The organism is Paucidesulfovibrio gracilis DSM 16080, from assembly GCF_900167125.1.
Taxonomy (GTDB): Bacteria; Desulfobacterota; Desulfovibrionia; order Desulfovibrionales; family Desulfovibrionaceae; genus Paucidesulfovibrio; species Paucidesulfovibrio gracilis.
In genome coordinates this window covers 57,352-71,753 of sequence record NZ_FUYC01000004.1, presented here as the reverse complement: position 1 = coordinate 71,753, position 14,402 = coordinate 57,352, and the positions used below count along the sequence as shown (strand labels likewise).

Here is a 14,402-nt window from a genome sequence, read left to right as displayed (position 1 = left end):
CCTACATGATTTCGCGCATTGCAAAGACGATCCCGGACGCACTAAAGAAATCGAATCTCCGCCCGAGCCGTATGGTCAGTCAACGGCGTGACCACCACGTCGATACGCTCCCCTTTAAACTCCGCGGCTCCCTGCAATATTCCCTCAAAATAGTCAAAAAATCCACGCTCCGAACGGTAATTCATGAACAATCGATCCCCCTTGTCCTCAAAGGTAAAGGAGGGCGGCTTTATGCCGGGCTGCGCCTTTGTCAATTGTTCGTGCAGCTCGTTCATTCGCAGGAGAAAACGCTTCAAGTCTTCATCCTTAAAGTAGCGGGGGTACATTTCATGGAATTTGCGCATAGTGTACCGCCCCAATTCCAGGAATACGTCACGAACATTTCCGCCGGTAGCCTCCGCCACGACTTCGGCCATTTGCCGAAAAACTTGGTCGGGATAAGTTCCAGTCGGCAAAAAAACCGGATCTCCAAGTTCCTTTTGCAATGCCGTGAAAACACGCTCCCCTTTTTTCTCGCGAGCAAAGTCCTGCATTAACTTGGGCAAAACACCCTTCATGTCATGTTCGGAAGCACGCAACCGGGGTCGCTCCGTGTCTTCCTCGGAAAAATTCAACGCAACGCCGAGCAACTCCTGGGAAAGCTGCGCCAAATCGCGGGTTGCAGAGGCAGTCTGCCCGGCTCCCTCGTCGGCCTCCGCCGCTACCTGGGCGATTCCCTCAATGCTGTGATTGATTTCTTCAGCAGCTGAGGACTGTTCTTCGGCCGCCGTGGCGATCTGCGCGGCCCGCTGGACCATGTCCTCAATACTGCCCATAATCATTTCAAGCGAACGTCCGGCCTGGTTCGCCATCTGCGTGCTCTCGACCACCTGTTCCCCAGTCTCATCCATGGAAGTCATGGCCAAGCGGGAACGCTCCTGGATGGTCTTGATGGCATTCTCGACCTCTTTAGTGGCGGTCATGGTCTTCTCCGCCAACTTTCGCACCTCATCCGCAACCACAGCAAACCCTCGTCCCGCATCACCGGCTCGGGCAGCTTCAATGGCCGCGTTCAGGGCCAGCAAGTTGGTCTGGTCGGCGATATCATTGATCACACTGATGATCCTGCCAATTTCCCCAGCCTGACTGTCCAGTTGATGAATCATGCCGGAAAGCTTTTCCGCAGACTGCGAGACCTCGTGAATCGCGTCCACAGCCTTTCCCACCATATCCACACCTTCACGGGCGGATTCGTTGGCTCCATCCGCAGCCGCGGACGTTGCTGAAGCGTTGCGGGCAACCTCAAGGACCGTGGCGGTCATTTCTTCCATGGCGGCGGCCACGGTATCGGTCTGCTCCTTCTGCCGCTGCGCACCGCGAGCCTGCTCGTCCGCAGAGGCGGAAAGCTCCTCGGAAGCGGAGGCAACCCGTTGGGCCAACAAACTGACTTCTTGGCCCACTTCAAGCATTTCCGCTTTCTGCGATTCCAATTCCTTTTGTTTCTCTATCAGGGAATGAAGATCGATGTAAGAGCAAACCACACCTTGCACCTCTCCATCCGCATCCACAATGGTGCTCGCATACTGCCGCAATGTTACTTCACGGCCATCCCACATATTGACAACACTCTGTTCATCCACGGCTTTTTTGGAACGCAATGCACGCCCGGCCACGGAAGTACCCTTTTTATTTTCGAACACCTGTCCGGGAGTAAACCCGAGCACCTGGGTGGCAGGCTTCTTTACCAATTCCATAACCGCATTGGTTGCGGCAAGGATTTTCCCTTCCCTGCTCGTCACCAGCACGGGATTACGAAGAGATTTGAGAGCATTTCTGAAAAACCTGGAAGTGGCATGTTGCTCGGCAACTGCGGAGCCGAGCTGTTGCAGCAGCGGACTAAGCTCCCCGGCCGCGCTCGAATGCATCAAAACCTGGGCGTCGCCGGACTCTGCGAACTCTTCGGCAATGGCTTGCGCACGTCGGACAGTGAGGGAAATCAGTCGCGAGGCCAAGACGGTTCCCCCCAAGGCGAGTATGGCACCCACACCCGTAGCGTACAGAGGATTCGTCCCTGAAACCTGGGCAAAAAAAGCCGCTCCAACAAAAATGACGGTAAGAATCGTCCCAAAAATCAACGTCCGGTTGCCGGTTCCGATTACCAACGGCCTCTTTGCGCTCATGCTTCCTCCATTTCAACCCGCTTCATCGGCAACCGCCGTAAAAAACTCCATACGAGAAAGTAATATTATTATGTTGTTCCCTGCAACTTGGCAATATGGAACCACCCCATGTCATTGATATCCTGTTTCGCGCTCCAAGCGCTTACGCCGTCGTTCCCGGCGCAAACGCCGATACCGGCGAATTCCGTAGAGGGAAAAAAAATACGTTATGGTTCCGGCCAAAACACCGAAAATCAATCCGCCGGTAAGGATAACCAAAAAGGCGTCCCATCCCGTGGCAATGAGTTCCTTCATGGCCAGCCTGTTCGGATCAAAGGTCACACCTTCGAACGGCAGGATCAAGTCGCCCACCACGAACAAAAAAGAGTAGAAAGGCACCATGGTGAAAACGTTGGAGTAGCATGTGGCCAACCAAGCCGAAAGCTTGTTCGTGCGAAAGACAAACGCCAGAGCCACTATGGTAAATGTCTGAAAGGGGATAATGGGCATGGCACCCACAAAAACCCCAAGCGCGAGGCCAAGCGCGATATTGCGGGCCGAGGCGTTCTGGCGAATGATCCGAAGATACCAATAGCGGGTCAAACGCTTTATCCGCACCCACCAATGGCGGCGCTCCAAAGAGGTTTTGCGTCTTTTCATAGGATATCCCGCTACGCAAGAATATCGAACCGGGCAAAGGTCATCACAAAGGCGGCCCGGCCCTGAGTAGCGGAGCGCAATTCGGTGGAAAACCCGAACAACCCGGCAAGTGAAGAAAGCGCTTGGACCGTCTTGACCTCGCCTCGGTCGAGCATGTTCTCGATCTTGGCTCCCTTACTGCCCAAAAGCCCGATGACATCGCCCACATGTTCCTCAGGAACCGTGATCTCCAACCACATGATGGGTTCCAGCAACTGCGGTCCTGCGGCCGTCAGCGCTTGTTTCAAGGCGTGAGCAGCCGCCATGCGGTAGCCAGCGGGAGAGGACTCCCCATCACGGCGTTGCAGCTCCAAAACACGTACACGAACGTCCTGCACCGGGTAGCCCTTGAGTACACCGCTCTGCAGACCATCGTTGATCCCTTCGGCAGCTGCATCAATCCAACCCGTGGGCCAGGAAGAGGTATCCACCTCAAACACAACGTCATTCCCTTTGTTGCGCTCCCGAGGCTCCACGCTCAGCCGCATGCCCCCAAAGTGCATAACCTCGCCCAGTTCGCGATGAAAAATTCCTTCTGCCTCACCCTTGGCAGACACCGTTTCCTGGTACACCACCTGCGGCTTGCCCGTTCGCGGCTCCAAATTATATTCCCGGCGCAGACGCTCACGAATAATTTCGAGATGCAACTCACCCATGCCGGAAACGATGACCTGCCCTGTATCCTCGTCGTTGGTCACGCTCAGTGTCGGATCTTCCAGCAAAAACTTTTCGAGCACTTCCTCAAGCTTATCTCCCTCTTCGGAGTTCCTCGGCTCAATGGCCAGGGAGATAACCGGCTTGTATCCGGCAATCTGTTCGAGAACCAACGGGGTCTCCCGGCGAGCCAGAGTGTCACCGGTACGGGCAAAACGCATTCCAGCGGCAGCAACGATCTCACCTGCCACGGCCTCATCAATCTTTTCCTTGCGGCCCGCGTGCAGCCGGAACAGCCTGGCCACTCGTTCGTCCTTGTCCTCCGTAACGTTGTACACTGTATCGCCAGCCTTGATCCGTCCGGAATAAAGCCGCATCAGAGCCAGCTTGCGCCCAGACTCCATGCTCACCTTGAACACCAAGGCGGAAAGTGGTTCCGAAGGGTGCGGAGGAAAAGAAAGTCGTTCTCCCCCCTGCGGGGGGATACCAGATGCAGGAGGAACCTCGGCCGGACTGGGCAGGTAATAACAAATCGCATCCAACACCGGCTGAACGCCGATATTTTTCAAGGCAGACCCGCAAAGCACCGGAACAAGCTTGCCCGCAAGCGTGGCTCGTCGCACGGCACGCCGGAGCGCCTCCACATCAAAAGCCTCTCCGCCGAGATAGATGTCGCAAAACTCGTCATCCTCTTCAGCCAGAGTCTCCAGCAACTGTTCCCGCCAAGGAGCAATCCGTTCGACCTCCTCGTCAGAAAGGGGAACACGCTGATACTCAAGAACCTTGCCGCCCACATCAAATTCCAGACGCTCCAAGGTCACCAAATCAAACACGCCCCGGTGCTCCTGTCCTTCTCCGTCAGGACACTGCAACGGCAACGGATTGGCCCGCAAGCGACGACGCATGGAATCGAGCACAGCAGAAAAATCCGCACCGAGCCGATCCAACTTGTTCACAAAGGCAATCTTGGGAACGCCATACCGCTCGGATTGACGCCAAACGGTTTCAGACTGCGGCTCCACGCCGCTCACCCCGCAAAAAACTCCAACCGCGCCGTCAAGAACGCGCAAACTCCGTTCCACTTCAATGGTAAAGTCCACATGTCCCGGAGTGTCGATGATATTGATCAGGCAATCCTGCCAGGGCGTGGTCGTAAGAGCCGAAGTAATGGTGATGCCCCGCTCCTGCTCCTCGGGCATATAGTCCATGGTGGCCGTACCCTCATGCACCTCACCCATCCGGTGAATTTTACCGGAATAATACAGCATACGCTCCGTGAGCGTAGTCTTTCCAGCGTCAATGTGGGCCATTACGCCGATATTGCGCAATTTATCGAGATATTTTGCTGCTTTTCCACTACTCTTGGTCTTGCTCATAACTCCTCCGTTTGCCTGACGATTGGGGAATACCACGCAGTGGAACGAACCCGGAACCATTCAGCTCCCAGATCCGGCCAAACGTGACATGCCTCATGCCCGGGACCGAACACGCAGCAATAGGAACCAAATATTTTTTCCGCCCAACAGTCCGGTGCAAAACAGATGATGTTTTCCCCTGTGGGCAAATCCGAAATGTCATTTCCAACCCGACGAAATCCGGAAGGCAAAGATTCCGGACAGTTCCCGGCAACAAGAAAGGAAGAATAAGGACGGGCAAAGGCCAACATATCCAGATCCACATCCGATCCGGCACCCTCCAGATAAACCGCGATCTCGCCTTCCGCCGGAGCACGCCAGAATCGACACCCACCGTAGGACAACGGCCCCGGGGTTCCCCACATTCCAGTCTCGCCAAGCGCCATTACCAGCCGGGGATGTTCATCCCGTTCCCACTCCTGAACCAACGCCAAGACACGATCGGGAGATAATTCCACAACCAGCTCCTGGCCCATAAGTTCCAGCGCCGTCAACAACCCGTCGGGAATAGCTTGTGTCTGTTCAACAGCATACGCAACCACCACCGTCCCGATCCCGGCGTTCAAGACAGGCATCAACGCGGCGATCAGGGCGGCAGGGGATGTGGACCGATCCAATACAACTAAGGCATCGGAAACAGGATGCTCTCGCTCAGACACGACAAAACCGGCCTGCAGTACGCTTGTGGACTGCGTGGACCGGGAAGCAATAGCCCGGCACAGCACATCTTGCCGAGCCATGGCCGTTTTCAATCGGGAGCGGCATTGAGGTGATACAGCGGCATAGGCCTCGGCAAACCGCTGGTCCTCTAGACGGGCATCCAACACCCAGGAAGAAATCATCATGACACCATCCCTGCAAAAAAGCGGTCCGAAGACCGCCTGATACGAGTTACAACCAATCTCTGATGAACTTGTACCAACTTTCCTGCAATCGCATCCGTTCTTCTTCCGAGAGCGTTTTTTGATGCTCGTAATAGGAATATTCAGCCCGTCTGCGGGCATATTCGTGAATTTCCGGAAGGTCGGGGTAGTTCTCGACCACGTATTTGTAACGACTCCAGGCCGGACCGTACTTTTCCGTACGCCAATAAAAATCGGCCACAAACAATTCATGCTCCGCAAGAATGCGGCGGCTCTTGTGAATGTACTGTTTGGCCTGCACGGCAAAATCCGTATCCGGATACCCGTCCACCACCCGCTGGAAATACTCGATTCCCTCACGGATGTTGTCCTGACGCCGGTCAATGGATTCAAACTGCTTAAAATTCGACATCCCCACCTGGAAAAGCACGTAGGGTGTGTCTTCATGCATGGGGTGCAGCGCCTCGAATTCCTTATAGGCGTCCGCGGCCAAAATGTACTGCTCATTCAGGAAGTAGGCATCACCCAGCCCGACTTCGGCCTTGGGTGTAAAGGGACTGAAGGGATAGTTGTCCTTCAGCTTCATAAAATATTCCGCAGCGTCCCCATAGTCGCCATCATTCATGGCGTACACGCCTGCCTCGTATAATTCCTGAGCCGTATCCTCTGGGGGGGGCAGGAAATAGTAATCGATCAGGCTACAGCCGGAAAGCAGGGTCAACAAGGCGACCAGCAGAAAAAAACGCGGACGGATCTCAGGCATCGAGTTGTTCCAAATAAGCAAAGGCGGAGTTGGCAGCGGTGGCTCCGTCGCCCACGGCGGTGGCCACTTGGCGACAATGTTTGGAGCGAACATCACCAGCGGCAAAAACACCGGGAATATTGGTGCGCATCTCCGTATCGGTGAGTACGCCATTGGCGTCCATGTCCAGACTTTCGGGAATGAACCCTACGTTGGGTTCAAATCCAACAAAGACAAAGACACCGTCCACATCTAGAACCGAGCGTTCTCCCGTGGTTCGATTTTCCACGGAAACACCGGTCACTTCACCGTCCCCCAGGATTTCATTCACAACGGAACTTCTGACCACCTCAATGGCCTCATGCGTGAAACATTTGTCCTGGTAACACTTCAAGCCCCTGAAATCGTCCCGTCGATGGATGAGATAAAGCTTCTTCACCAACTTGGCCAAATACAGCGACTCCTCCAAAGCTGAGTTCCCGCCACCTACCACGGCAACGACACGATCCCGGTAAAAATTCCCGTCACATAGCGCGCAATAGGAAACACCACGGCCAAGCAAGCGTTGCTCCCCGGGAACACCAAGCTTGCGATATCTGGCTCCTGTGCAGAGAATCAGGCTTTTGGCCCGGATCCATTCATCCCCCACGAGCAGCTCATGTCCGGCCTTTCCCGTGGAATCCAGACGCAATTCGCGCACTTCATCCATCATTCTCTCAGGATGGTAGGCGTCAAGCTGAGCGGCAAATGCATCAACCAGCTCATAGCCCTTCACAGCCTTGGGAAAGCCGGGGTAGTTTTCAATTTCCTCGGTGAGCAAGACCTGCCCGCCAGGAGAAAGTTGTTCCACCATCAGCGTGCTGACGCCGGAACGCATAAGATAAAGGGCGGCCGTCATTCCGGCGGGACCGCCCCCAATAACGACAGAGTCGTATGATTTCATTGGACTACAAGGCCTTTTTGCTGATCATTTCCTTAATGCTGCTTTTGGACACCGCTCCGGTGGTCTGATCCAGCACCTCGCCGCCCTTGAAAAGAATCAAGGTGGGGATAGCGCGGATTCCAAACTTGCTCGGAGACGCGGAGTTTTCGTCAACATTCATTTTGCAGATCTTGATCTGGCCTTCGTACTCGGTAGCCAGCTCGTCAATGACCGGCCCCATAGCCCGGCAAGGGCCGCACCAAGGTGCCCAGAAGTCGACCAGCACCGGAATATCGCTTTGCAGCACTTCCTGATCAAAATTGCCGTCCGTCACCTGGAACGCCATATCAATCTCCTTTGTTTTCGGATGAACTTCGTCATTACCCTGATTGAACCCAAAGCAAACAGCGTGGCTCAATCGTTCTTGTCAATCTTTTAAACTAGTGCCGCCCCAGAAAACTGTCAAGAAGCATCGGCGTGAACAGCCTACGGAAACTCGAATTACGCAGGCGCGGAAAGCCAGTCCAGGGGAACCTTCCTGCCGCGCGGCACAGCTTCCAGATCCAGCCCGTGAAACCGACCGGCCTTGGCCAAACGCTCCCCGGCACAGGCAACCATGGCGGCATTATCCGTACACAGGTCGAGGGACGGTAAAACGAGTTCCACACCACGCCGGTGAGCCAAGTCGCCCATTACACGCCGAAGCATGGAATTGGCCGCCACTCCGCCTGCCACAATAAGAGCACGGGCATCCGGCACACGACGCAAAGCACGTTCTGTCTTAATCCGTAAGGTTTCGGCAATGCTCCAATTAAACGAAGCGCAAACGACTGCCAATTCCTTGCGGACATCCGAAGAAATATCCTCCAGTCCGCCAAGACATGGCAATGCCAAGTGCGGATGGGCGTTTACATGGTTGACCATGGCCGTCTTGAGTCCGCTAAAGCTGAAATCAAGATTGTCGTTATCAATGTAGGCTCGGGGAAACATGGCAATGTCGGCTTCGCCCTCACGGCCAAGCTCGTCCAGGAGCTTGCCCCCGGGATACGGAAAATTCATCCGTTTTGCCGCTTTGTCGAAGGCTTCCCCAGCGGCGTCGTCCAGTGTACGCCCCAGCAGTCGAAAATCGTCGTCGCCCCGTACTGCGTAGGTTTGCGTATGCCCCCCCGAGACCAAAAGCCCCAAAGCGGGAAACGGAACATCGCGCTCCAACCCTGCGGCCAGCAGGTGCGCATGCAGATGATTCACTCCCACCAAGGGCACACCCAGGGACAACGCCAACCCTTTGGCGAACGAGAGGCCGATCAAAAGCGCTCCCAGCAACCCCGGTCCCCTCGACACGGCCACGCAGGAAATTTCCTCTGCGGCAATCCCGGTATCCCGGAGCAATGCGCGATACAATCCGGGCAATACACGCAGATGCTCTCGAGATGCGATTTCCGGAACCACGCCACCGAACAAGGCATGGACATCCACCTGGGACGCCAGCCGTTGGCCCAGCAACCGGCCGTCACGCACCAACGCAACAGCGGTTTCATCACATGAGGATTCAATTCCAAGACAAAGCATGACAGATGTCCGTTCAGGACTGGGCGTACACGTCCAAAATCTTCTGAACGTCGTTGCGGGAGCCGATGAACAATGGCACCCGTTGATGCAAATGATCCGGCTCAATGTCCAGAATACGTCGTCGGCCATCCACGGCCAGCCCGCCGGCCTGTTCCGCGATCATAGCCATGGGGCTGGCTTCGCACATCAGTCGGAGCTTTCCCCGCGGCTTGGCCGGATCCCGATGGTCGGCGGGATACATGAATACTCCGCCATAAATCAAATTTCGATGGAAATCCGCCACCAAAGATCCTATGTACCGTAGACTGAACGGCCGCTTGATGGCGTTGTCCGTCCCCTTGAAATACCGAAGGACTTCCTTCGTCGGTTCGTCCCAGTACATCTGATATCCTTCATTCACGGAATAAATCTTGCCCTGTTCCGGAATGCGGATATTCGGATGTGAAAGTAAAAACTCTCCCACGCCCGGATCCAGGGTAAACCCGTGAACCCCCTCTCCCGTGGTGAGCACCAGCATGGTAGAGGATCCGTACATGATATACCCGGCCGCGACCTGCTCGTCCCCCTTCTGCAACACATCACTATGCATGACTTCGGTGTCAGCGGGACTTCGACGCCGGAAAATGGAAAAGATAGTCCCAATATTGACATTCACATCAATGTTGGACGAACCGTCCAAAGGATCGAAAATAAGAATATACTCGCCCGTTGGGTAGCCTCGGGGGATGTTGATGATGTCGGCATTTTCTTCCGAAGCCATGGCACAAAGCACCCCGGCTTTGGAAAGTCGATGGATCAAGATGCTGTTGGCATACTCATCCAGCTTCTTGACCTTTTCGCCCTGTACGTTGACATCGCCCGTAAAGCCCAGCACGTCCACAAGCCCGGCCTTGTTCACCTCGCGGGAGATGATCTTTGCGGACATGATCAACTCGTTCAGCAACAATGTGAAACGGCCCGTAGCCTTGACCTGGGACTGACTGTACAACAGGTGTTCCGTAACGGTGATCTGTTGCGGCACTTCAGCCTCCAAAAAAGTTATGATTCATTCAAACGACCCGATACCTTAGCGCATTCTGCCGGGAAGTCCAACCTCAGAAAGGCAGCCATCCGCTGTCCCGGGCTTCGGCATCCGAACACGGCGTTGCGTAGACATAGGGATCACTCCCCACATAGCGGACCAGCCATGTATAGCATTGCCCATCAGCATCCACGGTGCCGAGAACGTCGTCCTCCAGGATTTCATCCCAGGGTAATGCCTCCAGGGGAGCCAATTCCCGGTCACGATTCATGCTCCAGGCGGCTCCGCCCGGTTGCAGCATGACCAACTCCTCGGGTTTGGGACAAAAATCAAGCAGTGTACGCGGATCCACACTGACCAATATCAGGCCCGCAAAATCGGCATCCTTGAAAAACGGTGTACCGATGTACAGCTCCGGTCCCAATTCTGGATAGTCCACGACGGTTTGAAGAAAGGTTTCCCGCCAGTTGGCTTCATAAACCAACGGCTCGGTAATGCGCTTCAACGGGGCGTCCGGAAGACGGTCGAGCATCCACCCCTCTTCATTCACCACGATCAGGCTATGAATCCATGGATAGCGAAGAAACAGCAGGTCGATCCACTTTTCATCAGGGTAGGAATCCCGGTCCGACACATAGCGGATCAAGGATTTGAGCGGACCGTCCACCGGCGTCATCAGCCGGGCAAGTTTTTCCTGATTAGGATTTTCGAATTCATAGGCATTGAAATCGACCTCCGGGTCAGGGTTCACGAATTCCCCCACCCCCTGGGCCATCTCTTTGGTGCCTTCCCAACTGTCCTGCAACGTAGAGCAGGCGGATACAAGCATCACCGCAAGCAATACTGCGAAAAGATATCTCAGGCTCAATTCCAACCGCCTCGACAAGAGTTGACGAACCCGCCAGGAAGATTCTTTTGGCAAGGACTCAACTCCCGATATGCTCCATCGTGAAAACGACAGGCATCTCGGGGGAAACTGGTTCTCCAATGCTCAAAAAAATATTTTCCGGCACGTCCGGTATAGTTCAAATCACGACAAAAAAAAGATCGTACAACAAGGCACCAGGAACCATCCGCAGACAATCACTGTCCCGCGTCATCATGCCGCACCCTGGCCTCAAACCTGGCTGCAAGCGTTTCCAAGGCACCGATCAAACGATTCTTGGCATGCTGACTGAAAACGTCCTCTTCAACAGCGTCTTCCGCCGGCGGAGCGGTTTGCTGGTGCGTCAACTCCGCCTCCATCGCCTGCACGCGACGCATCAACAATTCACGCTCGTCCCCCTCGGCGCGACCCAACAAATCTTGAAAAATGTCCAAAGCGCCCTGGTAGTCACCCTGAGCAGCCAGCAAATCCGCCATTGTTCTGGTCCGAAGGCCGCCAGCCGCTGGAACGCTCCGTTGCAGTCCTTCTTCTTCAAAAGACGGAAACATGGAATCCGAAGAGGATTCGCCTGGAGTGGACGCCTTCGGCTCCGCCTGCGGCTTGGATTGAGGCAACGGCCCGACAAGACGCTCGGAAAGCGAGTTAACGCCTTCCAGCATGATGTCGGTCCAATGAACCGGACGTCCCTGTAGCCAGGAAGCAACCAACATGAGAAACACACCGAAGTCCCGTTTTTCGTCGGACTGCCCCTGGGCCCATATCTTCCAAAACGCGGGATAGGCGCTCAGCGCGTCCACTATACGGGAGGCGTGTTCCAAAGCCTCCTCGGTTCGCTCCAGATCGGAGAGCACCTGAACCAACAAAATCCGGGCTTCCAGGTATTCCGGATGCCGCTCCAACCCTGTTGTCAATGTAACGACAGCGTTTTCCCGGTCTCCGACCTGCACAAAAAGCTTCGCCAGTGGGAAAAACACCCGCGAACCGGGTTCAAGACTGAGAACCTCTTGGAACCACTCAATTTTTTGCTGCATCCAGACCGTCTCCAGGCTTGGTTTCACTCTCCGGGAACACATAAAGAATTTCGGAATCGCGAACATAGTTCATTCGCTCCCGAATCATACGTTCCTGGTAATCCGCATCGGATTCAAGCCGCAGGATATCACGACTCAAATCCCGGCTATGGGTCTCCAGGTTCTGCACTTCGGAACGGAGAAGCTGGTAGCGGCTCTTCAGATCCCAATACGATACAACGCCCCGTTCTCCCCATATCAAACCGAGGAGAAGATAGGCGTTCAGCAGCACAAGCAATCCCACAATGACCCGACGTCCAAACATGCCACCTCACTGGAGACGATCCGAGTCGGGGCGGTTCTCCATGCGTTGCGAAAAGGGCAACCGAAGCTCCCCGAGAAAACGGGCTGTCGCCCGTTCGATCCGCTCCACCTCTTCTTCGGAAAGGTTCAAATGCTCGACTTTTTCTAGAAAGCTTTTCAAGAAATCAAATTCGTCCAGCAGGTTCCCGCCGAGATCAAGCTTCCGCAGCTCGGGCTCCAGCTCAAGAATGGTCTTCAGGCAGTTGGTGATGCGGACTACGCGGTTCACGGCAAGGCCTCCTGCGTGAGCTTCTCTCCGAATCAGACGCTTTCGTCTTCCTTTCCCTGATCATGTAACAGGTTTACATAGAAGTTGTACAGGTAGTTCCCGCCGGAAAAGACTGTGAGCACCAATGCCGCGTACAGCAAGAATGTTCCGATGGACGGAAGGTCCAAGCCCAATAGTTCCCGACCAAAAATCAGAGGAACCAACGCCACGATTTGCAACACGGTTTTGAGCTTGCCGAAATTGTCTGCGGCAACAACCAATCCCCGCTCCGCAGCGATGGCACGCATCCCGGTGACCGCCAATTCGCGGCCGAGGATCAAGATCACCACCCAGGCCGGTGCCCGCCCCTGGTGTACGAGCATAACCAGCACGGAACAAATCAGCAGCTTGTCCGCCAGGGGATCCAAAAACTTTCCCATGCTTGTAACCTGACTGCGGCGCCTGGCCAGCATACCGTCCAGCATGTCCGTGATGCATGCCGCCACAAAAACAAGAGTGGCAAGCCATGCCGTAAATGCTCCCGGAAAGTACATCAGAAGGATGATCAGCGGGACAGCCCCCACTCGGGCCAATGTCAGCGAATTAGGCAAATTGAACATCCGCGAGGCTCCTTAGGTACGCGCCGTTTTCCACCCACTGGGGGAACTCGTGGTTCCCGGCATCCGCAGCAGGACATGAATAACCCGAACCGCGCCGGATCATGCATTGATCCAACGACATGGTGCAACAAACCAGCTCCCAAGGGGAACGTCCCTGCGGGCTGTACCGGAGAAATGGCCCATTGCATGCCGCGGCTTCAAGGGCGAATCCACCCTCGAAGCACTGCAGCATGAGCGGTCTCCTCACAGGCTATGGCAAAACAGTGGCCCACAGCAACACTTCAAAACGGTCCGTTTGCGCAACGTCCACGCATTACCCTGAATCGTTTTCGCATGCTGCGGCGCACCATCTTTTAACCAACCTGCTCTTTTATCGTCTCAGGCGACATCTAACCGTGCACCGAACTGGCGGCCTCCAGACTCTTGAACGCAGCTTCGGCAACGCGGTCCCCCACGTCCATCAAAGCGCTCTTTGCCGGAGAATCCTCGTCAAGCAAGACCACGGGGGTTCCGATGTCCCCCGCCACGACAGTAGCGGGATCCAGGGGAACGGCCCCGAGGAAGTCCAGTCCGTACTTTTCGGCCAACGCCTTGCCACCGCCGCTTTTGAACAGATCAATCCGTTCACGACAGTGCGGACAAATCAAGCCACTCATATTTTCCACAACACCAAGGATGTTGGCGTTGGCATACTGTAAAAAGTTGATGGACTTACGCACATCGGCTAACGAGACTTCCTGCGGCGTGGTCACCACCACACAGAGCGCCTCCGGGATGGTCTTAAGCACGGTCATGGGTTCGTCACCCGTACCCGGGGGCGAGTCCACCACCAAAAAATCCAAATCCCCCCACTGCACGTCGGAGACGAACTGCCGAATGGCCGACGTTTTCATGGGACCACGCCAGAGCACGGCCTGGTCTGGATCTTTAAGCAAGGATTCCATGGAAACCACATGCAGATTCTCAGAATATTCCTTGGGCTTGATCAGCGACCCGCGGTCCACGTCCAGCAGCCCCTTGAGGCCCAACAGAGTGGGAACACTGGGACCATGGATGTCCACATCCAGCAGCCCGACCTTGAACCCTTTGCTGGCCAGTGCCGCAGCCAGGTTCACGGACACGGAACTTTTCCCGACCCCGCCCTTGCCGGACATAATGAACAATTTATACTTGATTTTCGCCAGGGTGGAAGAAATCAACCCGTCCTGGAGCTGTTGTTTGGCACTGGGACCATCAGCTCCGGAGGACGGACAGCTCCCTCCGGTGGACGAACATGAACTCATATGCTTCTC

Annotated in this window: 15 protein-coding genes; all 15 read right to left on the bottom strand. The window is 55.2% G+C overall.

What is annotated here, in order from left to right:
• Window positions 1–41: 41 nt before the first annotated feature.
• Window positions 42–2,159 (bottom strand): methyl-accepting chemotaxis protein, encoded by a 2,118-nt coding sequence (locus B5D49_RS06605; RefSeq protein ID WP_078716893.1) that lies wholly within the window; start codon window positions 2,157–2,159, stop codon window positions 42–44.
• 111 nt (window positions 2,160–2,270) lie between these two features.
• Window positions 2,271–2,798 carry a DUF2062 domain-containing protein gene (locus B5D49_RS06600; protein ID WP_078716892.1) on the bottom strand — a complete coding sequence of 176 codons (528 nt, stop codon included), beginning with the start codon at window positions 2,796–2,798 and terminating at the stop codon, window positions 2,271–2,273.
• 11 nt (window positions 2,799–2,809) lie between these two features.
• Window positions 2,810–4,867, bottom strand: a complete 2,058-nt coding sequence (fusA, locus tag B5D49_RS06595) for an elongation factor G (protein WP_078716891.1) — start codon at window positions 4,865–4,867, stop codon at window positions 2,810–2,812.
• Entirely contained in the window at window positions 4,864–5,751 is an 888-nt protein-coding gene (locus B5D49_RS06590; protein WP_078716890.1) for a hypothetical protein, read from the bottom strand. Before B5D49_RS06590 ends, fusA begins: the two co-directional genes overlap by 4 nt.
• Before the next feature lie 46 nt (window positions 5,752–5,797).
• Window positions 5,798–6,532, bottom strand: coding sequence for an outer membrane protein assembly factor BamD (locus B5D49_RS06585; protein ID WP_078716889.1), 735 nt, complete (start codon window positions 6,530–6,532; stop codon window positions 5,798–5,800).
• Window positions 6,525–7,454, bottom strand: coding sequence for a thioredoxin-disulfide reductase (gene trxB, locus B5D49_RS06580; protein WP_078716888.1), 930 nt, complete (start codon window positions 7,452–7,454; stop codon window positions 6,525–6,527). The genes B5D49_RS06585 and trxB overlap by 8 nt, the downstream gene beginning before the upstream one ends.
• A gap of 4 nt (window positions 7,455–7,458) precedes the next feature.
• Entirely contained in the window at window positions 7,459–7,779 is a 321-nt protein-coding gene (trxA, locus tag B5D49_RS06575; RefSeq protein ID WP_078716887.1) for a thioredoxin, read from the bottom strand.
• 155 nt (window positions 7,780–7,934) lie between these two features.
• Window positions 7,935–9,002 carry a tRNA (adenosine(37)-N6)-threonylcarbamoyltransferase complex transferase subunit TsaD gene (gene tsaD, locus B5D49_RS06570; protein ID WP_078716886.1) on the bottom strand — a complete coding sequence of 356 codons (1,068 nt, stop codon included), beginning with the start codon at window positions 9,000–9,002 and terminating at the stop codon, window positions 7,935–7,937.
• 13 nt (window positions 9,003–9,015) lie between these two features.
• A complete protein-coding gene (fbp, locus tag B5D49_RS06565) occupies window positions 9,016–10,023 on the bottom strand; it encodes a class 1 fructose-bisphosphatase (RefSeq protein WP_078716885.1) in 1,008 nt (335 codons plus the stop codon).
• Window positions 10,024–10,096: 73 nt separating this feature from the next.
• Window positions 10,097–10,891, bottom strand: a complete 795-nt coding sequence (locus B5D49_RS06560) for a hypothetical protein (protein ID WP_234990651.1) — start codon at window positions 10,889–10,891, stop codon at window positions 10,097–10,099.
• 215 nt (window positions 10,892–11,106) lie between these two features.
• Window positions 11,107–11,940: a tetratricopeptide repeat protein gene (locus B5D49_RS06555; protein WP_078716884.1), complete on the bottom strand. Its 834-nt coding sequence runs from the start codon at window positions 11,938–11,940 to the stop codon at window positions 11,107–11,109.
• A complete protein-coding gene (locus B5D49_RS06550) occupies window positions 11,924–12,244 on the bottom strand; it encodes an FtsB family cell division protein (protein WP_078716883.1) in 321 nt (106 codons plus the stop codon). The genes B5D49_RS06555 and B5D49_RS06550 overlap by 17 nt, the downstream gene beginning before the upstream one ends.
• Window positions 12,245–12,250: 6 nt before the next feature.
• Complete coding sequence (locus B5D49_RS06545; RefSeq protein WP_078716882.1) at window positions 12,251–12,511, bottom strand: hypothetical protein; 261 nt, start codon at window positions 12,509–12,511, stop codon at window positions 12,251–12,253.
• 32 nt (window positions 12,512–12,543) lie between these two features.
• A complete protein-coding gene (gene pgsA / locus B5D49_RS06540; RefSeq protein WP_078716881.1) occupies window positions 12,544–13,110 on the bottom strand; it encodes a CDP-diacylglycerol--glycerol-3-phosphate 3-phosphatidyltransferase in 567 nt (188 codons plus the stop codon).
• Between the two features lie 389 nt (window positions 13,111–13,499).
• Window positions 13,500–14,393, bottom strand: coding sequence for an Mrp/NBP35 family ATP-binding protein (locus B5D49_RS06530; RefSeq protein WP_078716879.1), 894 nt, complete (start codon window positions 14,391–14,393; stop codon window positions 13,500–13,502).
• Window positions 14,394–14,402: the final 9 nt, after the last annotated feature.

Excerpts from the sequence above, each read along its gene's own strand:
- B5D49_RS06585 (WP_078716889.1), bottom strand. The coding sequence starts at position 6,532 with ATGCCTGAGATCCGTCCGCGTTTTTTTCTGCTGGTCGCCTTGTTGACC.
- fusA (WP_078716891.1), bottom strand. The coding sequence starts at position 4,867 with ATGAGCAAGACCAAGAGTAGTGGAAAAGCAGCAAAATATCTCGATAAA.
- B5D49_RS06590 (WP_078716890.1), bottom strand. The coding sequence starts at position 5,751 with ATGATGATTTCTTCCTGGGTGTTGGATGCCCGTCTAGAGGACCAGCGG.
- B5D49_RS06555 (WP_078716884.1), bottom strand. The coding sequence starts at position 11,940 with ATGCAGCAAAAAATTGAGTGGTTCCAAGAGGTTCTCAGTCTTGAACCC.
- trxA (WP_078716887.1), bottom strand. The coding sequence starts at position 7,779 with ATGGCGTTCCAGGTGACGGACGGCAATTTTGATCAGGAAGTGCTGCAA.
- pgsA (WP_078716881.1), bottom strand. The coding sequence starts at position 13,110 with ATGTTCAATTTGCCTAATTCGCTGACATTGGCCCGAGTGGGGGCTGTC.
- B5D49_RS06550 (WP_078716883.1), bottom strand. The coding sequence starts at position 12,244 with ATGTTTGGACGTCGGGTCATTGTGGGATTGCTTGTGCTGCTGAACGCC.
- trxB (WP_078716888.1), bottom strand. The coding sequence starts at position 7,454 with ATGAAATCATACGACTCTGTCGTTATTGGGGGCGGTCCCGCCGGAATG.
- B5D49_RS06605 (WP_078716893.1), bottom strand. The coding sequence starts at position 2,159 with ATGAGCGCAAAGAGGCCGTTGGTAATCGGAACCGGCAACCGGACGTTG.
- tsaD (WP_078716886.1), bottom strand. The coding sequence starts at position 9,002 with ATGCTTTGTCTTGGAATTGAATCCTCATGTGATGAAACCGCTGTTGCG.
- B5D49_RS06530 (WP_078716879.1), bottom strand. The coding sequence starts at position 14,393 with ATGAGTTCATGTTCGTCCACCGGAGGGAGCTGTCCGTCCTCCGGAGCT.
- B5D49_RS06600 (WP_078716892.1), bottom strand. The coding sequence starts at position 2,798 with ATGAAAAGACGCAAAACCTCTTTGGAGCGCCGCCATTGGTGGGTGCGG.